The sequence below is a fragment of the Bacillus sp. S2(2019) genome (assembly GCF_005144805.1).
GTDB classification, from domain to species: Bacteria; Bacillota; Bacilli; order Bacillales; family Bacillaceae; genus Bacillus; species Bacillus altitudinis.
Genome location: NZ_SWFL01000001.1, coordinates 279009 through 304422, shown reverse-complemented (window position 1 = coordinate 304422; position 25414 = coordinate 279009). Strand labels below are relative to the sequence as shown.

The window sequence follows — 25414 nt, the reverse complement described above, 5'->3', positions numbered from 1 at the left end:
AGAAATGTCAGGAGAAGTGCTTTCCCAGAATGAGATCGACGCATTATTATCCGCCATATCAACAGGCGAAATGGATGCAGAAGAGCTGAAAAAAGAAGAAACGACGAAAAAAGTGAAAGTGTATGACTTTAAACGTGCACTGCGCTTTTCAAAAGACCAGATTCGAAGTTTAACAAGAATTCATGATAACTTCGCTAGACTGCTTACCACACACTTTTCAGCGCAGCTAAGATCATATATTCAAATTTCTGTCAGCTCGGTTGACCAAGTGCCATATGAAGAATTTATTCGTTCGATTCCTAATATGACATTATTAAACTTATTTTACGTCAGTCCGCTTGAAGGAAGAATCATGCTTGAAGTGAACCCAACGATTGGCTATGCCATGATGGATAGGCTGATGGGTGGGATTGGCATTAGTCATAATAAGACAGAATCACTGACAGAAATCGAAACAAAGATTATCTCAAACATGTTTGAGGGAGCTTTGGAAAACTACAGAGAAGCGTGGCAGTCCATAACCGACATCGAGCCAGAAATGGCAGATTTCGAGGTAAATCCCCAGTTTGTTCAAATGGTGTCACCAAACGAAACAGTTGTCGTCATTTCTCTTAATACACAAATTGGTGAGGTAAGCGGGGTTATTAATCTCTGTATTCCTCACGTAGTATTAGAGCCTATTATTCCGAAGCTGTCTGTACACTACTGGATGCAATCGGAACGAAATGAACCGAAAAAAGAAGAAACAAAGGCCATTGAAAAACGGATTATGACGGCGAAAATACCGGTAGTCGCAGAGCTTGGACAATCGGAAATGACGGTGGAAGAGTTTTTGAATTTGGAAATTGGTGATTGTATTGCCTTGGACAAACCAGTAAATGCGCCTCTTACTGTTATGGTCGGAAATAAACCGAAATTCTTGGGACAGGCCGGCCGCGTGAATCGGAAACAGGCGATTCAAATTCTAGATCACGACATAAGAGGTGAAGAAGATGGAGAATAACGGAAGTAAATTATCACAAGATGAAATCGATGCGCTCCTTAAAGGAGGCAGCAATGACGATATAGAGCCTGATACACTCCTTTCTGCAATGGAACAAGATGCCATTGGGGAAATCGGAAATATATCATTTGGAAGCTCTGCAACAGCACTTTCAACCCTATTAAGTCAAAAAGTGGAGATTACAACTCCAACTGTCACAGTGATTCAAAAAAGCAAGCTGAATGAGGAATTTCCTCATCCGTATGTCGCCATTGAAGTGAATTATACGGAAGGCTTCAGCGCTAGTAACCTGCTTGTCATCCAGCAAACCGATGCGGCAGTCATTGCGGATTTAATGATGGGCGGAGATGGAACAAATGCTGACCCGTCGTTAAGTGAAATTCACTTAAGTGCAGTACAAGAAGCGATGAACCAAATGATGGGTTCAGCAGCGACGTCCATGTCAACAGTCTTTAATAAAAAGATTGATATTTCTCCGCCTCGCGTTGAGTTGCTTGATGTGAAAGAAGGAGAAGGCACAGACCGCATTCCAGCTGAAGAGATGCTTGTCAAAGTGTCCTTTAGATTAACGATAGGTGAACTCATAGATTCAAATATTATGCAGCTTTACCCTATTACGTTTGCGAAAGATTTGATTGCAGAATTAACAGACCCAGCGGAAGAAGAGCCGGTTCAAGAAGCACCTCAGAGTGCACCTGAACCACAGCAGGCTGCTCCGCAAGCACAATCTGCTCCTATGCAGCAATCGGCACCGCCGAAAAGACAGGCGAAGCCAAAGCCGGCAGAACCTGTCAATGTGGCGCCAGTTGAATTTGAGGCATTCAGTGAGCCTCAGCATACAACAAGTCAGCTCGGTAATCTTGATATGCTGATGGATATTCCACTTTCCATTACAGTGGAGCTTGGAAGAACGCAGCGCAGTGTGAAAGAAGTACTTGAACTTTCCGCTGGAAGTATCATTGAACTGGACAAACTTGCAGGTGAGCCAGTCGACATTCTGGTCAACAAACGAATCGTCGCCAAAGGAGAAGTTGTTGTCATTGATGAGAACTTTGGTGTACGTGTGACTGACATTTTAAGTCAGTCTGAAAGACTTTCTAATTTAAAATAAACAAACATATAGGGAGAGAATAAGTAAATGGCTACTAAGGTATTAATCGTAGATGATGCAGCATTCATGAGAATGATGATTAAGGATATTCTTGTAAAAAACGGATTTGATGTAGTAGGAGAAGCAGAAAACGGCGCACAAGCTGTTGAAAAATATAAAGAAACATCTCCTGATCTAGTCACAATGGATATCACAATGCCAGAAATGGACGGGATCACAGCATTAAAAGAAATAAAACAAATCGATGCTTCTGCAAAAATCATTATGTGCTCAGCGATGGGACAACAATCAATGGTTATTGATGCCATTCAAGCAGGTGCAAAAGACTTTATCGTGAAGCCATTCCAGGCAGACCGTGTACTTGAAGCAATTAATAAAACGTTAGGCTAAAAAAGGGTGTAAGACTTGTTGAAAAAACGTTTGATATGTATAGCAATGATCAGTTTTATGCTTTTCTTGACAGCGCAGCCAGCCTCACTGTTTGCTGAAACAAAAGATTCTGAAAATGGCACAGTGAATGACTGGCTCAAAGATGAGAAAGAAAGCAAAAAGGATACAGAAAAGAAAACCACTGACAATCAAACGAATCCGGCAGAAGAAGTTCCCTCTTCTTCTGTCTCCATTATGGATTTTGTCAAAATGATTGGTGCCTTACTTTTTGTCATCCTGCTCATTTACGGATTGGTGAGATTTGTTGGAAAGCAAAACCGCTTACTCAAGCCATTTCGCTATGTTGAAAATATTGGCGGAACGACGGTTGGTCAAAATCGTTCAGTTCAGCTGATCAAAGTGGGCAAACGAGTATTAGTTGTCGGCGTAGCAGACTCAATCCAGCTGCTAAAAGAAATCGATGATGAACAAGAATGCGAAGCGATTGTGAAACAATACGAAGAAGCGATGGAAAGTAAGACTGACTTACCGAAAATGATGCAAAAATTAACATCGCAAGTGAAGAAACACGATCAGCCGACCACTTCTTCTTTTTCAGCCAATTTAAAGGCGCAGCTAGCCGAATTGAAAAAGACCCAATCAGAAGTCAGAAAGAAAGGCCCGAAACAAAATGAATGAGTTTATCGATTTATTTAATTCCAGTGGCGCAGGGAATATTAGCACATCTGTCCGTCTTCTTTTATTGTTAACTGTATTTTCAGTTGCACCAGGCATTCTTATTTTAATGACCTGTTTTACACGGATTGTGATTGTTCTTTCTTTCGTCAGAACATCACTTGCAACCAACTCAATGCCGCCAAACCAAGTGCTTGTAGGACTTGCTTTGTTTCTCACATTTTTTATTATGGCACCCACGTTCTCAGAGATTAATAAAGAGGCACTCACGCCGCTTTTAAATGATGATATTACGTTAAATCAGGCCTATGAAAAAGCCGAAGTGCCAATTAAAGAGTTTATGAGTAAACATACGAGACAGAAAGATTTGGCTTTATTTCTTAGTTACGCAAAAATGGATACCCCTGAATCGATTAAAGATATTCCCTTAACGGCGATGGTACCAGCATTTGCAATTTCAGAATTAAAGACGGCATTTCAAATTGGTTTTATGATTTTTATTCCATTTTTAATTATTGACATGGTGGTCGCAAGTGTCCTGATGTCGATGGGGATGATGATGCTTCCGCCAGTTATGATATCGCTCCCTTTCAAAATATTGTTATTTGTATTAGTTGATGGATGGTATTTGATTGTTAAATCTTTGCTGCAAAGCTTTTAGAGTAGGTGCTTAAAACATGAGTTCAGAATTTGTCATTACGATGGCTGAAAGATCAGTGTATGTTGTATTACTTGTCAGCGGGCCGCTTCTAGCGCTCGCACTAATCGTGGGACTAATTGTCAGTGTGTTTCAGGCGACAACCCAAATCCAAGAACAGACGCTTGCGTTCATTCCAAAAATTGTTGCAGTGCTTATTGGACTTGTTGTGTTTGGTCCGTGGATGCTTTCAACAATTGTGTCATTTACAACAGAGCTGTTCTCGAATTTAGATCGATTTGCAGGTTAATCAGAGATGTCAATCATAGAATTATTTCCTGCCTTTCTTCTCGTTTTCATTCGGATCACCGCTTTTTTTGTGACAGTGCCGCTATTAGCGCATCGAACGATACCAGCAGTTCACAGAGTTGGTTTTTCACTGTTTTTGGCTGTCATTAGTTTTAGCACCATTAAAGAACCGCCAGCACTCGATATCGACGGTCTTTACATGATGCTTGCCGTGAAAGAAGCAATGGTCGGACTTCTTCTTGGACTGATTGCATATATCATGGTGTCCGCAGTTCAAATTGCCGGCTCATTCATCGATTTTCAAATGGGCTTTGCGATCGCCAATATTATTGATCCACAAACAGGGGCGCAAACACCGCTGATGGGGCAGTTTTTTTATACGGTGACCTTGCTGCTGATGCTGGCAACAAATGCACATCATTTGCTGCTTGATGGAATCTATTACAGTTTTCAATATATTCAAGTTGATCAGTATGCACTGAACTTCGGTAGTGAATCCTTTGCTTACTTTATTGCAAAGAGTTTCAACCAAATGTTCATCATAGCCTTTCAAATCTCAGCACCTGTTGTGGCTAGTTTGTTTTTAGTCGATTTGGCATTAGGAATTGTGGCACGTACAGTTCCGCAAATGAACGTATTTGTCGTTGGACTTCCCATTAAAATGGGCGTGAGTTTTATTATGATCATCATTTGTATGGGTGTCATCTTCGGGGTCGTCCAAAATACATTTGAAACGATTGTGCTCACCATGAGGAATTTCTTAGCATTGGTCGGTGGTTCGTCATGACGATAAGACTTAGACTCGACTTGCAATTTTTCGCAGGTGAAAAAACAGAAAAAGCAACACCGAAAAAGAGACGGGATTCACGTAAAAAAGGGCAGGTTGCCAAAAGTACCGACGTCAATACAGCCATCTCATTTCTACTAATCTTTTTATCATTCTTTTTTATTGGGCCTTTTATGAAAGAGCGTATTATTGCGCTCATTGAACGTTTTTATTCAACAACCATGCTAATGAAGGTTAGCACATCTAATATTCACCAGTTATTCTTGGAATTGCTTCAAGAGACAGGTCTCCTCCTCATGCCAATTCTTGGTGTTGGGATGCTGGCAGGGATCATCAGTAACTATTTACAAGTTGGGTTTCTCTTTTCAACTGAAGTGATCAAGCCCAAATTAGAAAAGCTTGATCCAATCAAAGGGTTTAAACGAATATACAGTATTCGAGCACTCGTTGAGCTATTAAAATCCATTTTAAAAATTGGTTTTGTTGGTTTTGCGACATTTATCGCTCTATGGATGCACTTTGACGAAATCTTGCGGCTCCCTCTACTCACTGCAGAGGAAACCCTTCATTTCGTGGCAAATATGACCTTGATTATGGGTCTATATGCAGCAGGTGCTCTTCTCATCTTAGCTGGGCTTGACTACATGTATCAGAAATTTGATTATGAAAAAAACTTACGGATGTCTAAACAAGACATCAAAGATGAGTATAAAAAATCAGAGGGTGACCCGCTCATAAAATCAAAAATTAAACAGCGGCAAAGGGAAATGGCCATGAGACGGATGATGCAGGAAGTCCCAAAAGCGGACGTCATCATTACAAACCCGACCCACTACGCAATTGCCCTGAAATATGACGAAGAAAAGATGGACGCACCCTATGTTGTGGCAAAGGGAACGGATATTTTGGCTTTGAAAATTAGAACAATTGCGAAAGAACATGATGTCATGACTGTAGAGAACCGGCCACTCGCCCGCGCCCTCTATGATCAAGTGGATATCGACCAAGCGGTGCCGGAAGAGTATTTTAAGGCGATCGCAGAAATTTTGGCTTACGTATATAAAACGAAACAAAAGATTTTATGAATTTTTGGTTTTAAAAGGAGAGAACAGGCATGTCAGCAAGAGATTTATCTGTTTTATTCAGTGTTATTTTAATCGTGGCGATGCTGGTCATACCGTTTCCGCCCATCCTATTAAGTATTTTAATCATTATTAATATTTCTCTTGCGCTTATCGTGCTTCTCACCACAATGAACATGCAAGAACCACTGCAATTTTCCATTTTTCCGTCTTTGCTTTTGCTCTTAACACTGTTTCGTTTAGGGCTTAACATCTCTACAACCCGTTCTATTTTATCAACTGGAGATGCTGGTAAGGTTGTAGAAACGTTTGGATCATTTGTTGTTGGGGGCAATATACTCGTTGGTCTGGTTGTCTTCCTTATTCTGATCATTATTCAATTTATTGTCATCACCAAAGGGGCGGAGCGTGTATCAGAGGTTGCGGCCAGATTTACACTCGACGCGATGCCAGGTAAACAAATGAGTATTGACGCAGATTTGAATGCAGGAATGCTGACAGAAAGTGAAGCTAGAAACCGCCGTGAAAAAGTAGCAAGAGAAGCAGACTTTTATGGTGCGATGGATGGTGCAAGTAAGTTCGTTAAAGGGGATGCCATCGCAGGTATTATCATCGTTATTATCAATATTATTTTTGGCATCATTATTGGGATGATTCAGCAAGGAATGTCGATTCAAGAATCAGCTTCCCACTTTACTCTTTTAACAGTAGGGGACGGAATTGTGTCGCAAATCCCTGCACTTCTCATCTCAACAGCGACAGGGATTGTTGTCACGAGAGCGGCTTCTAACGGAAACCTTGGTTCAGACATTACGGGTCAGCTCTTTGCCTTCCCTGCCATGCTTTACGTCACAGCAGGCACGATCTTCCTGCTTGGATTGTTTACGCCAATTGGCGTACTTTTGACAGGGCCGATCGCAGGTTTACTTGCACTCGGTGCGTACATGATGTCGAAAAACAAACAGGATCAAGAAGAGATTGAAGAAGTACTGGAAGAACAGGCAGAGGTAGAAGAGATGAAAAGTCCAGAAAGTGTCATTCATCTCCTGCAAATGGATGCCATTGAATTTGAATTTGGCTACGGGTTGATTCCACTTGCAGATGCCAATCAAGGCGGAGACCTGCTAGACCGAATTGTGATGATCAGAAGGCAGCTTGCTCTTGAACTAGGTCTTGTCATTCCAGTTGTCCGTATTCGAGACAACATTGCGCTGAACCCGAATGAATACAGGCTCAAAATAAAAGGGAACGAAGTGGCAAAAGGAGAGCTGCTGCTTGATCATTACTTAGCGATGTCCCCAACGCCTGATGATGATCCGATTGAAGGAATTGAAACAATCGAACCATCCTTTGGTCTGCCGGCAAAATGGATATCAGAAGCAGAAAAAGATCAGGCTGAAATGCTTGGGTATACAGTGGTCGATCCAGCATCTGTTGTGTCTACACACATCACAGAGAAGATTAGACAAAATACCCACGAACTGCTTGGACGCCAAGAAACGAAGCAATTAATCGATCATCTGAAAGAAAGTTATCCAGTTCTAGTAGATGAGGTAACACCGAATCCACTAGCAGTCGGGGATATCCAAAAAGTACTTGCAAAACTTCTGAAAGAAAAGGTCTCCATTCGAAACCTTGTGACCATTTTTGAGACCCTTGCAGACTACGGAAAATTAACGACTGATACAGACTTGCTAACAGAGTATGTTAGACAGGCACTTGCAAGACAGATTACTGCACAGTATGCAAGAGAAAATGAATCACTGAAAGTCGTGACATGCTCAGGCCGAGTCGAAAAGGTGATTGCAGACAGTGTGCAGCAAACGGAGCATGGGAACTACTTATCGTTAGATCCAGAATCCTCTGAAAGTGTGATTCAATCAGTGGCGAGAGAAATTGAACAGCTTTCGCTTCGTCAGGAAACGCCGGTTCTATTATGCTCACCTCCTATAAGAATGTACGTCAAACAGTTGTTAGAAAGATATTTCCCAGATTTACCGGTACTATCTTATAACGAACTAGAAGCAAATGTGGAAGTACAGAGCATCGGAGTGGTGGATATCTAATGAAAATGAAAAAAATCACAGCGAATTCTATGCAGGAGGCAACGATCCAAATCAGGCAGCAGCTTGGGAAGGATGCCGTCATATTAAATTCGAAAACCGTTGTCAAACGAAAGCTGTTCGGTTTAAAGAAACAGCAAATGGTCGAAGTGATTGCAGTGCTGGATCAAGATTTTGAAGAAAGAGCCGGTAAAGGATTACAACCAGCAGCTGCGCCTATCCCGGTGTTACTGAAAAAGGAGCAGATTCAACATCTTACGCAAGAGCTGCCGGCTGCTGCTCAAGCAGTTAAAGCAGCGCCTTCTCATTCTCAGCCTTTAGAATATGCAAGAAACGAGCGACATGCTGGGATCTTGCCGGATTCTCTCATGAAGATTGATCAAAAGCTAAAAGATCAAGGTCTTGATGATGAGATTCGAGATGAATGCTTAAAGGGTCTTTTAACAAAGGGTGCTGTGAAAGAAGATCAGATTGAAAAAGAACTTGAAAAACTGCTCACAGGTATGCTACCAGCTCACACTTCTGATGAGCCGATGATTCGTTCAACATACATTGTGTTGTTTGGTTCAACTGGTGCTGGTAAAACCACAACGATTGCAAAGCTTGCTGCGAAAACAGCCATTCAGCAGCAAAAGAAAATTGCTTTTATCACAACAGATACGTACCGGATTGCAGCGATTGAACAACTAAAAACATATGCTGAACTGCTGAATGCACCTCTTGAAGTTTGTTATTCAAGAGAGGACTTTGTGAAAGCACAGCAGACCTTTAAAGACTATGATCATATTTTCATCGATACAGCAGGCCGTAATTTTAAAGAAGAGGCGTATATTAAAGAGCTGACGGATATCATTCCATTTGATGAAAGCATTCAAAGCTTTCTTGTCATGAGTGCGACGTCGAAGTATCAGGATATGAGAGCTATGGTCAAACGTTTTGAACCTGTTCCAATCGATCAATTTATTTTTACAAAAGTTGATGAAACAGACACGATGGGAACGATCTTTCAAATCATTGCAGAATCTCAAATCGGGCTCGGGTTTTTAACAAATGGCCAAAATGTGCCTGAGGATATTCTTGAGAGTTCCCCCCTTGATTTGACAAGGATGGTCTTACAATGATGAAGCCTGACCAAGCCGAAGGTTTAAGAAAGCTTGTTCAGCAGAATCAACTGATTGTACCGAACTCTCTTCGTGCGAATGGACAGGCGAAAACCATTGCTGTCATGAGCGGTAAAGGCGGAGTAGGTAAATCGAATTTGACGCTGAATATGGCACTGTCTATCGCAAGTACGGGCAAGCAAGTGCTCATCATCGACCTCGACTTTGGCATGGGGAATATTGATATTTTACTAGGGAAAACATCGACCAGCTCTATATTAGACGTGCTTGTTAGGAAAAAAACCTTCCAAGCGGCTATGACAAAAGGAACGGACAATCTGTATTACATTTCTGGCGGAAGCGGGCTTGAACAGCTGTTTTCTTTAGACAAAGATCAATGGTCGTTCTTTTTAGAAGAGATGGAGAAAATATTGAATGACTTTGATTGTATATTCTTTGATATGGGTGCAGGCTTGTCAAAAGATCAACTCCCTTTTGTCTTATCGGCAGGAGAGGTGGTCGTTGTGACAACGCCAGAACCAACATCCATCATGGATGCCTACAGCGCAATTAAGCACTTAGCCATTCATCAGTTTGAACAGTCTGTTCAAATCATTGTCAACCGGTGTAAAACCCCTTCGGAAGGATCTGAAACGTACCGGAAATTAGCAGGAGTGGTGACGTCATTTCTACACCGAAAGCTTGTATTTGCTGGTGCGGTACCTGATGATCCTGCTGTTCCTAAAGCGGTCACTGAACAAATGCCATTTTATATGAAGCAGCCTCATTCAAGGCTAAGTAAAACCATTAAAATGCTGGCTGAAACACTGTATCATCAGCAGATAAGAGAGGCACGGAGAGAGCAGCATACGTTTATAGATAAGTTGTCCTCTTTTTTTAAAAGGAGGAAGGTGGACTCATGATTAGAGTGCTTGTAGTAGATGACTCGGCCTTTATGCGAAAACTCATCAGTGATTTCCTAAGTGCCGAGCAAGAAATTGAAGTCGTCGGAACGGCGCGAAATGGAGAAGATGCCTTAAAACGGATTAAGGAATTGAATCCAGATGTTGTCACACTTGATGTGGAAATGCCTGTTCTAAATGGAACAGAAGCATTAAAACAAATTCTGGCTGAACACGACCTTGCTGTGATTATGGTGTCAAGCCAGACGAAGCAAGGGAAGGAATTAACCATCCATTGCTTAGAACTCGGTGCTTTTGACTTTGTGACAAAGCCTTCAGGAAGTATTTCGCTCGATTTACACAAAGTAAGAGGTCAAATTGTAGAGCGGGTACTTGCGGCAGGCCTGTCTAGAAAACGTACTGAGAAACAAATTTCTCCTAAGCCGTTCATGAAGCCGCCAAGTCCAATTCCAGCGGCCGCTCCCCGCCTGCAAGAAGTAAGAAGCGGCTCATCACTCCGAAAGATTATTTCAATCGGAACTTCTACGGGAGGGCCTAGGGCGCTTCAACGAGTCGTCACGAAGTTGCCAAAAGACATAGAGGCGCCGATTTTGATTGTGCAGCATATGCCGGCAGGATTTACGGCATCGCTGGCTACTAGATTAGATCATTTATCACAAATTACGATCAAAGAAGCTCAAGATGGAGACATCGCTAAAAATGGAGTGGCTTACATAGCTCCTGGTGGATTGAATATGTCACTTCATGAACAAGGGGCAGCTTTAGTGATCAGGCTGTCCCCAGAAGACACTGACAGCCGTCACAAACCTTCTGTTAACTATTTATTTGAATCCATCAGCAACATAAAAGGTTACGAGAAAATCGCTGTCATTATGACAGGAATGGGTAGTGACGGCACAGAAGGTGTCAAAAAAATGGTCGCAAGTGGTCATACAAAAGTCATTGCAGAAAAAGAAGAATCATGTGTTGTTTTCGGAATGCCTAAATCAGTCATTAAAGCAGGCCTTGCACATGAAACAAGGCATGTGGATGACATCGCACATGCAATTATAAGCTCCATGAAAAAAGAGAGGGCGTGAACACGTTGGATGTAAACCAATACTTAGATATCTTTTTAGATGAAAGCAGAGAACACTTACAAACTTGTAATGAAAAACTTCTTGAATTAGAAAAGAACCCAACAGACTTGCAGCTAGTGAATGATATATTCAGAGCCGCTCATACACTGAAAGGCATGAGTGCAACGATGGGCTATGATGATATGGCTCAATTAACACATCATTTAGAAAACATGTTTGATGCCATCAGAAACGAACAAATGATTGTCACTCCTGAATCAATGGATACGATGTTTGAAGCACTCGATCACCTTGAAGCAATGGTTCAATCGATTGCAGAGGGCGGGGATGGAAAACGTGATGTCACGGAGATTAGTAAAAAACTAGATGTGACAGGAAGCCATGCAGAAACAGCATCTGCCGTTGAGACAGCTGAAGCATCATCAGCTGCAAGCGACCTAGATTATAACGAATTTGAACGAACAGTTCTTGATGAAGCAAGAGAACAAGGCTTTAAATGTTATGAGCTGACCGTGACATTAAGTGACGCATGCTTATTAAAAGCCGTTCGTGTCTATATGATTTTTGAAAGACTGAACGAAGCAGGAGAAGTTGTCAAAACGGTTCCGAATGCAGAACTTTTAGAATCAGAAGATTTTGAATCTGAATTCAGCATTTCTTACTTATCGAAACAGCCGATGGAAGAAGTGAAAAAAATCGTGACAGCGATCTCAGAGGTTGAACAAGTGGAGATTTCTGAAGTCTCTGCCTTTGAAGAAGCGGCTCCGGCTGAAACAAAAGCAGCGAAACCTGAGCAGAAAAATGAAGAAGCCACAGTTCCTGCCACTAAAGCGCCAGCAAACGATGCGCCAAAAGCAAATGGCAATAACGGTGCAGCTGCCGGCGGAACGAAAACGATCCGTGTCAACATCGATCGTCTAGATTCACTTATGAACCTGTTTGAAGAGCTTGTCATAGATAGAGGACGTTTAGAACAGATTGCCAAAGAACTTGAAAACAACGAACTCACGGATACAGTGGAAAGAATGTCCCGTATTTCTGGCGACCTGCAATCGATCATCTTGAACATGAGAATGGTGCCTGTAGAAACGGTGTTTAACAGATTCCCTCGTATGATTCGTCAATTGACGAAAGAGCTCAATAAGAAAATTGAACTGATCATTGAAGGTGCTGAGACAGAGCTTGATCGAACAGTGATCGATGAAATTGGCGATCCGCTCTTACACTTACTTAGAAACAGTCTCGATCACGGGATTGAATCACCAGAAGAACGTGTGAAAAAAGGCAAACCAGAAAAAGGAACTGTTCTTTTAAAAGCATATCATAGCGGAAACCATGTCTTCATTGAAGTAGAAGATGATGGCGGCGGGATTAACCGTAAAAAGGTCCTTGAAAAAGCATTAGAGCGCGGAGTTATTACGGAAAGAGAAGCGGAAACACTTGAAGATCACCAAATTGATTCATTGATCTTTGCAGCAGGGTTCTCTACAGCTGATACGATTTCTGATATCTCGGGCCGAGGTGTAGGTCTTGACGTTGTGAAAAACAAGCTGGAATCATTAGGTGGTTCTGTGAGTATTAACTCAACAGAAGGTCAAGGCTCACTGTTCTCAATTCAGCTTCCACTCACATTATCGATCATTTCCGTACTTCTTGTGAAACTAGAGGAAGAAACATTTGCTATTCCGATTTCTTCTATTATAGAAACGGCTGTCATTAAGAAGAGTGACATCCTTCAAACGCATGATCGTGAAGTCATTGATTTCCGCGGATTTATCGTACCGGTTGTGTACTTGAAGAAACAGTTCAACGTACCAAATGCGAATGATTTAGAAGAAGAACTGCACATTATTGTTGTCCGTAAAGGAGACAAGCTAACAGCATTTGTGGTCGATTCGTTTATCGGTCAGCAAGAGGTCGTATTAAAATCACTTGGAGATTACCTACCAAACGTATTTGCGATATCAGGCGCAACAATCTTAGGTGACGGTCAGGTTGCACTCATCGTTGACTGTAATGCACTGATCAAGTAAAAAACAATAGAGGAGCGGTCTGAAATGAGTACAGATATCAAAACTGGCGAAAAGATGATTGTGTTTATCGTAAACAAAAAAGAATACGCCATTTCAGTATCAGAAGTAAAGTCCATTGAAAAATGGCAGCAGCCGACAAGAGTTCCTGGCGTTGCCCCTTATATATGCGGTGTCATTAATCTACGCGGTGTCGTGACACCTGTCATTGACCTTAGAGTGAGACTTGGATCAACTGACAACGAGATTACAGACGAAACAAGAATGATTATTGTACAAGTTGGTGACATTGAAGTCGGCTGGATTGTTGATGAAGCAAATGATGTCATTACTGTCCATCAGGAAGAGGTAGAATCTTCTACTGATTCAGCTGAAAAAGAAGGACTGTCATGGGTGACAGGAATTATTAAGCATGATCAGCGTCTATTCAATATCATTCATGCTGGTGCGGTCCTCGACAAGAGCGTGCAAGATGCACCTGTTCATTAAGGGGGATGTGAAATGAGCATTTTCAATGAAATTAAAGATGAACAGCTAGATATATTAAGTGAGGTTGGGAATATCGGAGCAGGCCATGCAGCGTCTGCTCTTGCCAGCCTATTGAATCGCAAAATTGATATGGCTGTTCCTTTTGTCAAAGTTCTCTCGTTTGAAGATTTAATGGATTTCTTTGGTGGAGCAGACCTTCCAGTTGCCAGTATCTTTTTGCGAATGGAGGGTGATCTTACCGGTTCAATCTTTTTCATTATGCCGTTTGAACAAGCTGAACAATTTGTAAGGGAGCTTGTTCAGGACCCAGCATTTGATATTGATACGATTCATGAACACATGCTAGGAACATCAGCGCTTCATGAGCTAGGAAATATTTTAGCAGGTTCTTATTTATCAGCACTTGCCGATTTAACAAAACTGCAGCTTCACCCAAGTGTTCCAGATGTCACGCTCGATATGTTCGGGGCTGTCATTAGTGAAGGGTTAATGCAGTTTAGTCCTCTCGGCGATCAGGCAATTGTGATTGATACATCGATTTTTGATGATCAAAATAAGCAAGAGCTGAAAGGAAATATGTTTCTATTACCAGACTTTGAATCGTTTGAAAAACTGTTCAAAGCATTAGGTAACCTATAATGAACGTGCAGATTCCGGCAGTTGTAAAGGTTGGTATAGCGGATGTTCAGCTTGTGAAAACACCGGACCGTATTCGGACATCCGGTCTTGGTTCTTGCGTAGGACTTGTCCTTTTTGACCAAGAAAAAAAACTGGCAGGACTTGTCCATGTCATGCTTCCAGACTCCTCTCTTTCAAAAGGAGCGGTAGAGAACTTGGCTAAGTATGCAGATACAGGTGTCAAGCATACAATTGATCTGCTCTTAAAAGAAGGAGCACGCAAACATGCGCTAAAAGCGAAGCTTGCTGGCGGCGCAGAAATGTTTAAATTTAAGTCAACCAATGATCTGATGAGAATTGGACCTAGAAATGTATCAGCTGTGAAAGAACATCTGTCTCTTCATCATATCCCGATCATTAGTGAGGACACGGGCGGGAACAATGGACGCACGATTGAATTCGATCCGCTTACAACAGAACTTGAGATCCGCACTGTGAAACAAGGCATTATGAAGATATAACTAAGGAAGTATAGGGGGAGAAAGATGCAATCCTTAAATTACGAAGATCAGGCGCTATGGGCTAGATGGAAAGAGTGGAAGGACCCAGCTGCTGGAGATGATCTTATGCGCCGCTATATGCCGCTCGTCACATATCATGTTGGAAGAATTTCCATCGGTCTCCCGAAGTCAGTGCACAAAGAAGACTTGATCAGTCTAGGGATGCTCGGTTTATATGATGCCCTTGAAAAATTTGACCCCGGAAGAGATCTGAAGTTTGATACATATGCATCCTTCAGAATTCGTGGGGCCATCATCGACGGTCTTCGTAAAGAGGACTGGCTGCCTCGTACATCAAGAGAAAAAACAAAAAAAGTAGAAGCGGCAATTGAAAAGCTTGAACAGCGATATTTGCGAAATGTGACACCAACAGAGGTTGCTGAAGAACTCGGCATGAGTGAACAAGATGTGGTCACAACGATGAATGAAGGGTTCTTTGCGAATTTGCTCTCGATTGATGAGAAGCTGCATGATCAAGAAGACGGAGAAAACGTTCAAGTCATGATTCGTGACGAAAAGACTGTGACACCTGAAGAAAAAATGCTGAAAGATGAATTAATTGAACAGCTTGCCGAAAAAATGACAGAGCTTTCGGAAAAAGAAAAGCTTGTGATTAGTCTTTTCTATAAAGAGGAATTGACGTTAACGGAAATCGGTCAAGTGCTTAATTTATCGACCTCTCGCATTTCGCAAATTCATTCAAAGGCATTGTTCAAGCTTAAGCATCTGCTTGATAAAGCCATTCAATCTTAAAGAGTTAGTGAGTGAAAAAATATGCTATGGCTGATTAGCTTTATGCTTCATGCTGCACTTATTTATTTTGTGATCATTTTATACACGAGAATGAATTCGCTGAAGGCAACAGAACAAAAGCAGCGAGAGCTTTTAGAAGAAACGGAAAATACCCTGGCTGCATTTTTGATGGAAGTCAAAGAAGAGAATGAAAAACTATCAAAAGCTGCAGCCACTTCCCCTGATTTTTCTGCTGAAGAGCTGAAATCGGATCTTCAGACACCAAAGCAACCACAACCACCAATTGAATCCCAGCAATCGGTAGAAAGTGAAGATCCAGTTCCAGAGCACCTGTCGGCTCTCCTTAGCGAAGTTGAGGTGCAGGAAGAGAAGGTAAACGAACCCGTTTCAAGTCTTGAAACAGAAGCTTCTGTGCCTTCTGAAAGTGAAATAGAAGAAACATTTGAGGATCAAGTAAAGGCCTTATATGATCAAGGGCTATCATTAGAAGAAATAGCGAAAGAATTAAAAACGGGCAAGACAGAAATCGAGCTTTTATTAAAATTTAGCGGAAAGCTGTAAAGGATTCTTGATTGTCAGTCCATCATGTGTTATATTATTTCTTGGTGTTAAATACACACGCTTAATGATTCGTATGAAGGTGCTGCCGTGGCGCAGTTTTATGTGAACATGACTTAAGCGGAGGAAAAAAAACCATTATATTAGGAGGCAACAACATGTCAGTTATTTCTATGAAACAATTGCTAGAAGCTGGTGTTCACTTCGGTCACCAAACACGCCGTTGGAACCCAAAAATGAAGCGTTACATCTTTACAGAGCGTAACGGTATCTACATCATCGATCTTCAAAAAACGGTGAAAAAAGTAGAGGAAGCTTACAACTTCACGAAAAACCTTGCTGCTGACGGAGGAAAAATTCTTTTCGTTGGTACGAAAAAGCAAGCACAAGATTCAGTGAAAGAAGAAGCAATCCGTTCTGGTATGTTCTATGTAAACCAACGCTGGCTTGGTGGAACGTTAACAAACTTTGAAACAATCCAAAAACGTATCAAACGTTTAAAAGATATTGAAAAAATGCAAGAAAACGGTACGTTCGAAGTTCTTCCTAAGAAAGAAGTCGTTCAACTGAAAAAAGAATTAGAACGTCTTGAAAAATTCCTAGGCGGAATCAAAGACATGAAGGGTCTTCCAGATGCACTTTTCATTATCGACCCTCGTAAAGAGCGTATTGCAGTTGCAGAAGCTCGTAAATTGAATATCCCAATTATCGGTATCGTTGACACAAACTGTGATCCAGACGAAATTGATGTTGTGATCCCTGCAAACGATGATGCAATCCGTGCTGTAAAACTTCTAACTGCTAAAATGGCAGATGCGATTCTTGAGTCTAAACAAGGCGAAGAAGAAGCTGTTGTAGAAGAAACGACAGAAACTGAAACAACAACTGCGTAACCTATTCAAAAGGTGATAAGAGGGAACTGCCTTTTATCACCTTTTTTTCACCTAGTAATCCGTGTTTTAACATAGAAGGAGGAAATGTAAAATGGCAATTACTGCTCAATTAGTAAAAGAACTGCGTCAAAAAACTGGTGCAGGTATGATGGACTGTAAAAAAGCGTTAACAGAAACTGATGGTGACATCGATAAAGCAATCGATCTTCTAAGAGAAAAAGGGATCGCAAAAGCTGCGAAAAAAGCAGACCGTATTGCGGCAGAAGGATTAACTCTTATTAAAACTGACGGCAACACTGGCGTTATCCTAGAAGTGAACTCTGAGACTGATTTCGTTGCGAAAAACGAAGGATTCCAAAATCTTCTTAACGAACTTGCTGATCATTTACTTGCTGCGAAACCTGCAACAATTGAAGAAGCACATGCTTCTAAAATGGAAAATGGTTCAACAGTTGAAGAACATATTACTTCTGCAATTGCGAAAATCGGAGAAAAAATTACGCTGCGCCGTTTCTCAGTCATCACAAAAGAAGATAACGCTGCATTCGGTTCTTACTTACACATGGGCGGACGCATCGGTGTATTAGCGGTTCTTAACGGAACAACTGATGAAGAGCTTGCGAGAGACATCGCAATGCACGTTGCTGCTGTAAACCCTAAATACATTTCTCGTGACCAAGTGTCTGAAGAAGAAGCAAACCGTGAGCGTGAAGTATTAACACAACAAGCGCTTCAAGAAGGAAAGCCTGAAAATATCGTTGCTAAAATGGTAGAAGGCCGTCTAAACAAATTCTTCGAAGAAATTTGCTTACTTGACCAAGCATTCGTTAAAAACCCAGATGAAAAAGTGAAACAAGTTGTAGGTGCGAAAAACGCAACTGTTCAAACTTATGTTCGCTATGAAGTGGGCGAAGGTATCGAAAAGCGTCAAGACAACTTTGCTGAAGAAGTTATGAGCCAAGTGAAAAAATAATGTTTGAAAAGCTCTCTGGGGCTTTTTTAGGGAGCACAAGCACTGTGTTCCCTATTTTTTAGAGGATATTGATTTACAAAAGACGGTTTCTTACGCATAATAAGAGACGGTATAGTTTACACTTGGAGGTTATCATGAGCAAACCGAAATATAATCGCATTGTACTGAAGCTAAGTGGAGAAGCACTAGCTGGTGATGCTGGAAATGGAATTAACCCAACTGTCATTCAATCAATTGCAAAGCAAGTAAAAGAAATTGCAGAGCTTGATGTTGAAGTTGCAGTCGTTGTAGGCGGAGGAAACCTTTGGCGTGGTAAGACAGGCAGTGACTTAGGAATGGACCGGGCAACAGCAGACTATATGGGGATGCTTGCAACAGTGATGAATTCATTGGCATTACAAGACAGCCTAGAAACGCTTGGCATTCAGTCTAGAGTACAAACCTCTATTGAAATGAGACAGGTTGCAGAGCCATACATAAGAAGAAAAGCGATCCGTCACCTTGAGAAGAAACGTGTCGTGATTTTTGCTGCAGGTACTGGTAACCCTTATTTCTCTACTGATACAACAGCAGCACTTCGTGCAGCTGAAATTGAAGCAGATGTCATTTTAATGGCGAAAAACAATGTAGACGGTGTCTACAGTGCTGATCCTCGTACAGATGCGGATGCAGTAAAATATGATAAGCTTTCATATCTTGATGTACTAAAAGAAGGGCTTGCTGTAATGGATTCTACTGCGTCCTCATTATGTATGGACAATGACATTCCATTAATTGTCTTCTCTATTATGGAAGAAGGTAATATTAAACGTGCCGTCAATGGCGAATCAATCGGAACGATCGTGAGGGGGAAATAACGTGTCAAAAGAAGTGTTGAACCAAACAAAAGAAAAAATGGAAAAAGCCGTTCAAGCATACGGACGTGAACTAGCAACTGTCCGTGCGGGCAGAGCTAATGCTTCCCTTTTAGACAAAGTAACAGTGGATTACTATGGTGCGCAAACACCACTAAACCAAATTGCGTCAATTACAGTGCCAGAAGCACGTATGCTGATTATCACACCTTACGATAAAACAGCGATCGGTGATATCGAAAAGGCGATCCAAAAGTCTGATCTTGGTATCACACCAACAAGTGACGGAAACGTGATCCGTATTGCGATCCCAGCACTAACAGAAGAAAGACGTAAAGAACTTGTAAAAGTTGTGAGAAAATACTCAGAAGAAGCAAAAGTAGCTGTTCGTAACGTTCGTCGTGATGCAAACGATGAATTGAAAAAGCTAGAGAAAAATGGGGAGATCACTGAAGATGAATTAAGATCATCTACAGAGGATGTTCAAAAATTGACAGATGAATATGTCGCTAAAATTGATGAAGTGACAAAAGATAAAGAAAAAGAAATCATGGAAGTTTAAGAAAAAACTATGTACAATAGATAATAGTGAAAAGACCCTCTTCATGTTTACAGGGGGTTTTTTTGTTAATACTGTTGAGGACTATATTATTAGCGGGAACGCAACCTTTTTGGGTGATGGAGGAATCTCATGCTCAATATACTCAAAAATTGGAAGAATCAGCAAACAGCAGCTTCCAACTTAGAAAGCCTGACAAAAGAAGACATATTAAATGGAGAAATTCCTGAACATATCGCCATTATCATGGATGGGAATGGAAGATGGGCGAAGAAACGTGCGCTTCCACGGGTAGCAGGACATCATGAAGGTATGAAAGTTGTCAAGCGCATGACCAAGCTTGCAAATGAGCTGAATGTCAAAGTGCTGACTTTGTATGCTTTCTCTACAGAAAATTGGAAACGTCCAAAACTAGAAGTAGACTTTTTAATGAAGCTTCCTGAAGAGTTTCTAAACATCTATCTGCCTGAACTCATCGAAGAAAATGTCCGTGTACGTTTAACAGGTGATCCAGACGGCCTCCCGCAGCATACGAAAAAAGCGGTAGAGAACGCAGTGAAGAGTACGGCGAATAATGACGGACTCATTTTAAATTTTGCGCTCAATTATGGAGGACGGACAGAAATTATTTCTGCATGCAGACAAATTTCTGAAAAAGTCAAAGAAGGCAAGCTTCGAGCAGAAGACATCACAGAAGAGATGTTTTCAGCTTATTTAATGACAGAATCTCTTCAAGATCCGGATTTGCTTATTCGTACGAGTGGAGAAATTAGATTAAGCAACTTTATGCTTTGGCAAATTGCATACAGCGAGTTTGTCTTTACGGATGTGCTTTGGCCTGACTTTTCTGATGAGCATCTCATAGGCGCTATCGGAGAGTACCAGCGCCGCGGCCGGAGGTTCGGTGGAATTTAGAGGGTGGTGCAGATGAAACAAAGAATTTTGACGGGTGTTCTGGCAGCTGCAGTGTTTTTACTTGCAGTGATTTATGGACAAATGCCATTTACCCTGCTGATTTATTTAATGGGAAGTGTCGCTCTCTTTGAGCTTCTTAGAATGAAAAAGATTTCGATTTTCAGCTTTCCTGGCATTGTCAGCTTAATATTGCTTTGGCTTTTAATGGGCGGAGAAAATAGCTTCTTCCCAAACGTAGACGCATCAAAAATGCAGATTGCTTTATTTGCAGTCTTAATCCTTTTAACTTATACAGTTCTGAGTAAAAACTCTTTCACATTCGATGAGGTTGCTTTTGTTATATTAGCCACATTATATATTGGCGTTAGTTTCTATTATTTTATTCAAATTAGAGGCTTGTATGGCATGAGTGCGATCTTCTTCGCAGCGGTGATTATTTGGTCCACTGACTCAGGTGCCTATTTTATTGGGAAATCTATGGGGAAACGAAAGCTTTGGCCAGAGATCAGCCCAAACAAAACAGTAGAAGGATTTATCGGCGGAATCGTCACAGCGGTCGTGCTGTCACTTGTGTTCCAGGCGGTTACAGGATTTTTGCCATCATATCTGCTTGTTATGTTTATTACTCTTTTGCTCAGTATTTTTGGACAGCTTGGCGACCTTGTGGAATCTGCTTTAAAGCGTCATTACCATGTGAAGGATTCAGGGACAATACTCCCGGGTCATGGCGGAATTTTGGACAGGTTTGACAGCTTTTTATTCGTTCTGCCGTTTTTATATTTATTGCTGGCCACATTTGCTAGCTAACCTCATAGAAACTAATTGAACGAGAGAAGGAGTGGCAATTTGAAATATATTTCGCTATTAGGCGCAACAGGATCAATTGGAGAACAAACATTAGATGTGATCAGGCAGCATCCAGACAAATTCAAGTTGAAAGCGATGACGTTTGGCAGAAATATAGACAAGGCCATCCCTATCATTGAACAATTTCAGCCTGAATTTGTTGGATGTGTAGACGAAGCGACCTATCGCACGTTAAAAGGTCATTCATTTCAATACGATGTCAAAATGGCTGCGGGTGATGAAGCGAACATCGAAGCAGCGACCTATGATGCAGTGGATGTTGTGGTCAATGCACTGGTAGGAAGTGTCGGACTTGTGCCGACATTAAAAGCCATTGAACAAAAAAAGACGATCGCACTTGCAAATAAGGAAACACTTGTGACAGCTGGTCATATAGTAAAAGAGTACGCCAAAAAGTATGACGTGCCTTTACTTCCTGTCGATAGTGAACACTCCGCTATTTTTCAATCCCTGCAAGGTGAACAAGCTAAAAACATTGAACGCTTAATTGTCACAGCTTCAGGCGGCAGTTTCCGAGATAAAAAACGCACGGAGCTTGAAGGTGTAACGGTTGAAGAAGCGCTGAATCATCCGAACTGGTCCATGGGCGCAAAAATCACGATCGATTCAGCGACCATGATGAATAAGGGACTTGAGGTGATTGAGGCGCATTGGCTGTTTGATATCCCATACGATCAAATTGATGTGCTGTTACATAAAGAGAGCATCATCCATTCCATGGTGGAATTCCATGACAAAAGTGTCATGGCTCAGTTAGGTACACCTGACATGAGGGTTCCGATTCAATACGCGCTCACTTATCCTGATAGAGCGCCATTAAAAGAAGCGAAATCATTAAACCTTTGGGAGATTGGACAATTAAATTTCCAAAAAGCGGATTTTGACAGGTATCGCTGCTTACATTTTGCTTATGAATCAGGTAAAATAGGAGGGACAATGCCTACTGTGCTTAATGCAGCCAATGAAATAGCTGTTGATGCATTTCTAAAAGGCAAAGTAACGTTCCTGCAAATTGAAGAATTGATTGAAAAGGCACTGAACAGACATCATGTGATTTCAACGCCTAGTTTGCAAGATATCCATGAAGTGGACAAAGATACACGAGACTTTGTTCAATCAATCCTCGCATAAGGTGGTATGTTCGTGAATACAGTGATTGCGTTTATTATTATTTTTGGAACGCTCGTTTTTTTCCACGAGCTTGGCCATTTAATTATGGCGCAGCGCGCAGGCATTTTATGCCGCGAGTTCGCAATTGGTTTTGGACCGAAGATTTTTTCCTTTAAACGAAAAGAAACCGTCTATACCATCAGACTTCTGCCAATCGGCGGATTTGTTAAAATGGCTGGAGAAGACCCTGAAGTCATTGAAATTAAACCGGGTCATACAGTGGGGCTCTTATTCAATGAGCAAAATGAAGTAGAAAAAATCATTTTAAATGATAAAGAGAAATATCCTGATGCACTTGTCATTGAAGTTGAACAAATTGATTTAGATCATGCGATGAGAATTTCAGGATATGAGGCTGGAAATGAAGACATCCTTACTGGCTACAATGTAAGCCAAACAAGCTTCTATATTGCAGATGGTGAAGAAATTCAAATTGCACCATACAACCGTCAGTTTGGTTCAAAAACAGTATGGCAGCGCATTAAAGCCATTGCAGCTGGACCGATTATGAACTTTATCTTGGCATATGTGATTCTTGTGGCTTTAGGATTTATTCAAGGTGTAACCGTGGATGATCCTGTACTTGGTAAGCTGACAAAAGACGGCCGGGCAGCGCAAGCTGGGCTTATGCAGGGAGATCATATCGTTTCAATTAACGGGGATAAAATGAATTCTTGGACAGACGTTGTTCAAACGGTTCAAAAGAACCCAGATAAAAAAATGAATGTCGTCATTGATCGAGATGGCAAAGAAAGCACCATTCAAGTTGTACCGGAAGCTGTGAAGGCCGAAGGAAAAACCATTGGCCGTTTTGGTTCTTATCCGCCAACGGAAAATGGCTTTCTCAAAGTCATTTCATCCTCAGGCACTACAGTGATATCTACAGCAGGTCTCATCTTAACGAACTTGCAAAAGATTGTCACAGGACAATTTTCATTAGATATGCTTGCAGGTCCTGTTGGAATATATGACATGACAGGAGAAGTAGCGAAACAAGGTGTGTTAACATTAATGCAGTTTGCTGCGTTTCTTAGTATCAACTTAGGGATCGTGAATTTATTACCGATTCCTGCATTAGACGGAGGAAGATTACTTTTCCTATTCGTTGAAGCCATTCGCGGCAAACCAATTAATCGTGAGAAAGAGGCACTTGTTGTCTTCATTGGTGTTGCGTTCCTCATGCTATTAATGCTAGTAGTGACATGGAATGACATCCAGCGATTATTTTTATAAAAACCATTGTCTCTTGTTTCTCATTATGGGAAACAAGAGTTTTTGTGAGAAGTCCTATTTCTTAAATGAGGTGTAACGACATGAGACAATCCCTGACTTTCATTCCAACTCTTCGAGAGGTGCCGGCAGATGCTGAGGCAAAAAGTCATCAGCTATTAGTAAGAGCTGGATTTATTAGACAAAACACGAGCGGTATCTATCATTATTTGCCGCTAGCACATAAAGTGATTCAGCACATTCAAGCCATTGTTCGCAAGGAAATGGAAAAGGCGGGAGCAGCTGAGCTGTTAATGCCAGTGCTGCAGCAAGCAGAAATGTGGCAAGAGTCAGGAAGATGGTATACATACGGTCCAGAACTCATGCGTATGAAAGATCGCCACGGCCGCGAGTTTGCACTTGGCCCAACACACGAAGAAGTGATCACATCACTCGTACGCAGTGAAGTCAAATCGTATAAAAAGCTTCCTTTGACACTGTATCAAATCCAATCTAAATTCCGTGATGAACAAAGACCTCGCTTTGGGTTATTGCGCGGACGTGAATTTATTATGAAGGACGCCTATTCATTCCACTCTTCACCAGAGAGCCTTGATGACACATACAACAAGATGTTTACAGCTTACTCGAATGTCTTTTCAAAAGTAGGTCTTAACTTTAGACCCGTCATTGCCGATTCTGGGGCAATGGGAGGAAAAGATACACATGAGTTTATGGCACTTTCAGAAGTAGGAGAAGATACAATCGCATACTCTGACACATCTTCCTACGCTGCGAACATTGAAATGGCTGAGGCTGTGTATCACGGAGAAGAAGCAAACCCTGCGGACTTCAAAGAACTCAAGAAAGTACACACGCCGCAGGTGAAGACGATACAAGATGTTGCGGCATTCTTAGAAGTGGCTCCTTCTACATGTATCAAATCTGTCTTGTTTAAAGCGGACGATGCGTATGTACTTGTCCTGACAAGAGGCGATCATGAAGTAAATGATGTGAAAGTGAAAAACTTAGTTGGAGCACAGCTTGTAGAGCTTGCTTCACGTGAGGAAGTACTAGACGTGATCGGAACAGAACCAGGATTTGTTGGACCAGTGAAGCTTGAAGCGGAAGTAACGATTTATGCAGACCACGCTGTCAAAGGAATGACAAATGCAGTTTCAGGTGCAAATGAATCGGATTATCACTATGTCAATGTTAATCCTGCTCGTGATCTGTCAGTGAAGGAATATACAGATCTTCGCTTGATTCAAGAAGGAGACGTTTCTCCAGATGGTGAAGGCACAATCCAGTTCGCAAAAGGAATTGAAGTAGGACAAGTCTTTAAGCTAGGCACACGTTATTCAGAGGCAATGGATGCAACATACCTCGATGAAAATGGACGTGCGCAGCCAATGATCATGGGCTGCTATGGCATCGGAATTTCTAGAACCCTTTCTGCGATTGTTGAACAGCATCATGATGACAAGGGGATTATTTGGCCAGAAACAGTTGCGCCATATGATCTTCATCTACTTGCCTTAAATATGAAAAACGATGCACAAAAGGAACTGGCTGAAACGCTGTATGAGCGTTTACAGGAAGAGGGCTATGAAGTCCTTTTCGATGACCGCCAAGAGCGTGCAGGCGTCAAATTTGCCGACAGTGACTTAATTGGACTGCCAATTCGCATTAGCTGCGGGAAACGTTCAGAAGAAGGTATTGTCGAAGTGAAATTTAGAAAATCAGGTGAATCACACGAAGTATCTGTTGATGAACTGATTTCATTTATACGCCAAGCATAAAAAAC

At 41.5% G+C, this 25414-nt stretch carries 27 protein-coding genes; all 27 read left to right on the top strand.

What is annotated here, in order from left to right; all coding sequences use genetic code 11:
* Positions 1-4 precede the first annotated feature (4 nt).
* The 27 genes from fliM (at position 5) to FBF75_RS01370 (ending at position 25409) form a co-directional block, all read left to right on the top strand.
* Positions 5-1003: a flagellar motor switch protein FliM gene (gene fliM, locus FBF75_RS01500; RefSeq protein ID WP_007499590.1), complete on the top strand. Its 999-nt coding sequence runs from the start codon at positions 5-7 to the stop codon at positions 1001-1003.
* Positions 993-2114 carry a flagellar motor switch phosphatase FliY gene (fliY, locus tag FBF75_RS01495; RefSeq protein ID WP_007499588.1) on the top strand — a complete coding sequence of 374 codons (1122 nt, stop codon included), beginning with the start codon at positions 993-995 and terminating at the stop codon, positions 2112-2114. Before fliM ends, fliY begins: the two co-directional genes overlap by 11 nt.
* A gap of 27 nt (positions 2115-2141) precedes the next feature.
* Positions 2142-2504 carry a response regulator gene (locus FBF75_RS01490; RefSeq protein ID WP_007499584.1) on the top strand — a complete coding sequence of 121 codons (363 nt, stop codon included), beginning with the start codon at positions 2142-2144 and terminating at the stop codon, positions 2502-2504.
* 18 nt (positions 2505-2522) lie between these two features.
* Entirely contained in the window at positions 2523-3182 is a 660-nt protein-coding gene (fliZ, locus tag FBF75_RS01485; protein WP_017367249.1) for a flagella biosynthesis regulatory protein FliZ, read from the top strand.
* On the top strand, positions 3175-3840 hold the full coding sequence (gene fliP / locus FBF75_RS01480) for a flagellar type III secretion system pore protein FliP (RefSeq protein WP_007499580.1): 666 nt from the start codon (positions 3175-3177) through the stop codon (positions 3838-3840). The genes fliZ and fliP overlap by 8 nt, the downstream gene beginning before the upstream one ends.
* 16 nt (positions 3841-3856) lie before the next feature.
* Positions 3857-4126, top strand: coding sequence for a flagellar biosynthesis protein FliQ (gene fliQ, locus FBF75_RS01475; RefSeq protein ID WP_003211206.1), 270 nt, complete (start codon positions 3857-3859; stop codon positions 4124-4126).
* Between the two features lie 6 nt (positions 4127-4132).
* Complete coding sequence (fliR, locus tag FBF75_RS01470) at positions 4133-4912, top strand: flagellar biosynthetic protein FliR (protein ID WP_007499578.1); 780 nt, start codon at positions 4133-4135, stop codon at positions 4910-4912.
* A 2-nt stretch (positions 4913-4914) separates the two neighbouring features.
* Positions 4915-5997, top strand: coding sequence for a flagellar biosynthesis protein FlhB (gene flhB, locus FBF75_RS01465; protein WP_136944498.1), 1083 nt, complete (start codon positions 4915-4917; stop codon positions 5995-5997).
* Between the two features lie 29 nt (positions 5998-6026).
* A complete protein-coding gene (flhA, locus tag FBF75_RS01460; RefSeq protein ID WP_008344782.1) occupies positions 6027-8060 on the top strand; it encodes a flagellar biosynthesis protein FlhA in 2034 nt (677 codons plus the stop codon).
* Entirely contained in the window at positions 8060-9178 is a 1119-nt protein-coding gene (gene flhF / locus FBF75_RS01455) for a flagellar biosynthesis GTPase FlhF (protein ID WP_129548282.1), read from the top strand. Before flhA ends, flhF begins: the two co-directional genes overlap by 1 nt.
* Complete coding sequence (locus FBF75_RS01450; RefSeq protein ID WP_129548283.1) at positions 9175-10080, top strand: MinD/ParA family protein; 906 nt, start codon at positions 9175-9177, stop codon at positions 10078-10080. The genes flhF and FBF75_RS01450 overlap by 4 nt, the downstream gene beginning before the upstream one ends.
* Complete coding sequence (locus tag FBF75_RS01445) at positions 10077-11159, top strand: protein-glutamate methylesterase/protein-glutamine glutaminase (protein ID WP_007499570.1); 1083 nt, start codon at positions 10077-10079, stop codon at positions 11157-11159. The genes FBF75_RS01450 and FBF75_RS01445 overlap by 4 nt, the downstream gene beginning before the upstream one ends.
* Before the next feature lie 5 nt (positions 11160-11164).
* On the top strand, positions 11165-13192 hold the full coding sequence (locus FBF75_RS01440) for a chemotaxis protein CheA (protein WP_052320408.1): 2028 nt from the start codon (positions 11165-11167) through the stop codon (positions 13190-13192).
* Positions 13193-13216: 24 nt separating this feature from the next.
* A complete protein-coding gene (locus tag FBF75_RS01435; protein ID WP_008344771.1) occupies positions 13217-13678 on the top strand; it encodes a chemotaxis protein CheW in 462 nt (153 codons plus the stop codon).
* Between the two features lie 12 nt (positions 13679-13690).
* Positions 13691-14317, top strand: a complete 627-nt coding sequence (locus FBF75_RS01430; RefSeq protein WP_017367253.1) for a chemotaxis protein CheC — start codon at positions 13691-13693, stop codon at positions 14315-14317.
* Positions 14317-14817 carry a chemotaxis protein CheD gene (locus tag FBF75_RS01425; protein WP_007499566.1) on the top strand — a complete coding sequence of 167 codons (501 nt, stop codon included), beginning with the start codon at positions 14317-14319 and terminating at the stop codon, positions 14815-14817. The genes FBF75_RS01430 and FBF75_RS01425 overlap by 1 nt, the downstream gene beginning before the upstream one ends.
* Positions 14818-14841: 24 nt before the next feature.
* The gene (locus tag FBF75_RS01420; RefSeq protein ID WP_007499565.1) at positions 14842-15609 is read left to right on the top strand and encodes a FliA/WhiG family RNA polymerase sigma factor; all 768 of its coding nucleotides are present in this window, start codon (positions 14842-14844) and stop codon (positions 15607-15609) included.
* 21 nt (positions 15610-15630) lie between these two features.
* Complete coding sequence (locus FBF75_RS01415; RefSeq protein WP_017367254.1) at positions 15631-16170, top strand: hypothetical protein; 540 nt, start codon at positions 15631-15633, stop codon at positions 16168-16170.
* A gap of 155 nt (positions 16171-16325) precedes the next feature.
* Positions 16326-17060, top strand: coding sequence for a 30S ribosomal protein S2 (gene rpsB, locus FBF75_RS01410; RefSeq protein WP_007499561.1), 735 nt, complete (start codon positions 16326-16328; stop codon positions 17058-17060).
* 91 nt (positions 17061-17151) lie between these two features.
* The gene (gene tsf / locus FBF75_RS01405) at positions 17152-18033 is read left to right on the top strand and encodes a translation elongation factor Ts (RefSeq protein ID WP_007499558.1); all 882 of its coding nucleotides are present in this window, start codon (positions 17152-17154) and stop codon (positions 18031-18033) included.
* A 134-nt stretch (positions 18034-18167) separates the two neighbouring features.
* Positions 18168-18890, top strand: coding sequence for a UMP kinase (gene pyrH / locus FBF75_RS01400; RefSeq protein ID WP_008344767.1), 723 nt, complete (start codon positions 18168-18170; stop codon positions 18888-18890).
* A 1-nt stretch (position 18891) separates the two neighbouring features.
* Entirely contained in the window at positions 18892-19449 is a 558-nt protein-coding gene (gene frr / locus FBF75_RS01395; protein WP_008344764.1) for a ribosome recycling factor, read from the top strand.
* Between the two features lie 129 nt (positions 19450-19578).
* Positions 19579-20361, top strand: a complete 783-nt coding sequence (locus FBF75_RS01390; protein ID WP_007499552.1) for an isoprenyl transferase — start codon at positions 19579-19581, stop codon at positions 20359-20361.
* 12 nt (positions 20362-20373) lie between these two features.
* Entirely contained in the window at positions 20374-21168 is a 795-nt protein-coding gene (locus FBF75_RS01385) for a phosphatidate cytidylyltransferase (RefSeq protein WP_007499550.1), read from the top strand.
* A 39-nt stretch (positions 21169-21207) separates the two neighbouring features.
* Positions 21208-22359: a 1-deoxy-D-xylulose-5-phosphate reductoisomerase gene (gene dxr, locus FBF75_RS01380; protein WP_017359078.1), complete on the top strand. Its 1152-nt coding sequence runs from the start codon at positions 21208-21210 to the stop codon at positions 22357-22359.
* Positions 22360-22365: 6 nt separating this feature from the next.
* The gene (gene rseP, locus FBF75_RS01375; protein WP_007499546.1) at positions 22366-23631 is read left to right on the top strand and encodes an RIP metalloprotease RseP; all 1266 of its coding nucleotides are present in this window, start codon (positions 22366-22368) and stop codon (positions 23629-23631) included.
* A gap of 80 nt (positions 23632-23711) precedes the next feature.
* Positions 23712-25409: a proline--tRNA ligase gene (locus FBF75_RS01370; RefSeq protein WP_136944383.1), complete on the top strand. Its 1698-nt coding sequence runs from the start codon at positions 23712-23714 to the stop codon at positions 25407-25409.
* Positions 25410-25414: the final 5 nt, after the last annotated feature.

Coding starts and splice junctions, on each gene's coding strand:
- fliM (WP_007499590.1), top strand. CDS start 5: ATGTCAGGAGAAGTGCTTTCCCAGAATGAGATCGACGCATTATTATCC.
- fliY (WP_007499588.1), top strand. CDS start 993: ATGGAGAATAACGGAAGTAAATTATCACAAGATGAAATCGATGCGCTC.
- FBF75_RS01490 (WP_007499584.1), top strand. CDS start 2,142: ATGGCTACTAAGGTATTAATCGTAGATGATGCAGCATTCATGAGAATG.
- fliP (WP_007499580.1), top strand. CDS start 3,175: ATGAATGAGTTTATCGATTTATTTAATTCCAGTGGCGCAGGGAATATT.
- fliQ (WP_003211206.1), top strand. CDS start 3,857: ATGAGTTCAGAATTTGTCATTACGATGGCTGAAAGATCAGTGTATGTT.
- fliR (WP_007499578.1), top strand. CDS start 4,133: ATGTCAATCATAGAATTATTTCCTGCCTTTCTTCTCGTTTTCATTCGG.
- flhA (WP_008344782.1), top strand. CDS start 6,027: ATGTCAGCAAGAGATTTATCTGTTTTATTCAGTGTTATTTTAATCGTG.
- flhF (WP_129548282.1), top strand. CDS start 8,060: ATGAAAATGAAAAAAATCACAGCGAATTCTATGCAGGAGGCAACGATC.
- FBF75_RS01450 (WP_129548283.1), top strand. CDS start 9,175: ATGATGAAGCCTGACCAAGCCGAAGGTTTAAGAAAGCTTGTTCAGCAG.
- FBF75_RS01445 (WP_007499570.1), top strand. CDS start 10,077: ATGATTAGAGTGCTTGTAGTAGATGACTCGGCCTTTATGCGAAAACTC.
- FBF75_RS01435 (WP_008344771.1), top strand. CDS start 13,217: ATGAGTACAGATATCAAAACTGGCGAAAAGATGATTGTGTTTATCGTA.
- FBF75_RS01430 (WP_017367253.1), top strand. CDS start 13,691: ATGAGCATTTTCAATGAAATTAAAGATGAACAGCTAGATATATTAAGT.
- FBF75_RS01425 (WP_007499566.1), top strand. CDS start 14,317: ATGAACGTGCAGATTCCGGCAGTTGTAAAGGTTGGTATAGCGGATGTT.
- FBF75_RS01420 (WP_007499565.1), top strand. CDS start 14,842: ATGCAATCCTTAAATTACGAAGATCAGGCGCTATGGGCTAGATGGAAA.
- FBF75_RS01415 (WP_017367254.1), top strand. CDS start 15,631: ATGCTATGGCTGATTAGCTTTATGCTTCATGCTGCACTTATTTATTTT.
- rpsB (WP_007499561.1), top strand. CDS start 16,326: ATGTCAGTTATTTCTATGAAACAATTGCTAGAAGCTGGTGTTCACTTC.
- tsf (WP_007499558.1), top strand. CDS start 17,152: ATGGCAATTACTGCTCAATTAGTAAAAGAACTGCGTCAAAAAACTGGT.
- pyrH (WP_008344767.1), top strand. CDS start 18,168: ATGAGCAAACCGAAATATAATCGCATTGTACTGAAGCTAAGTGGAGAA.
- FBF75_RS01390 (WP_007499552.1), top strand. CDS start 19,579: ATGCTCAATATACTCAAAAATTGGAAGAATCAGCAAACAGCAGCTTCC.
- FBF75_RS01385 (WP_007499550.1), top strand. CDS start 20,374: ATGAAACAAAGAATTTTGACGGGTGTTCTGGCAGCTGCAGTGTTTTTA.
- rseP (WP_007499546.1), top strand. CDS start 22,366: ATGTTCGTGAATACAGTGATTGCGTTTATTATTATTTTTGGAACGCTC.
- FBF75_RS01370 (WP_136944383.1), top strand. CDS start 23,712: ATGAGACAATCCCTGACTTTCATTCCAACTCTTCGAGAGGTGCCGGCA.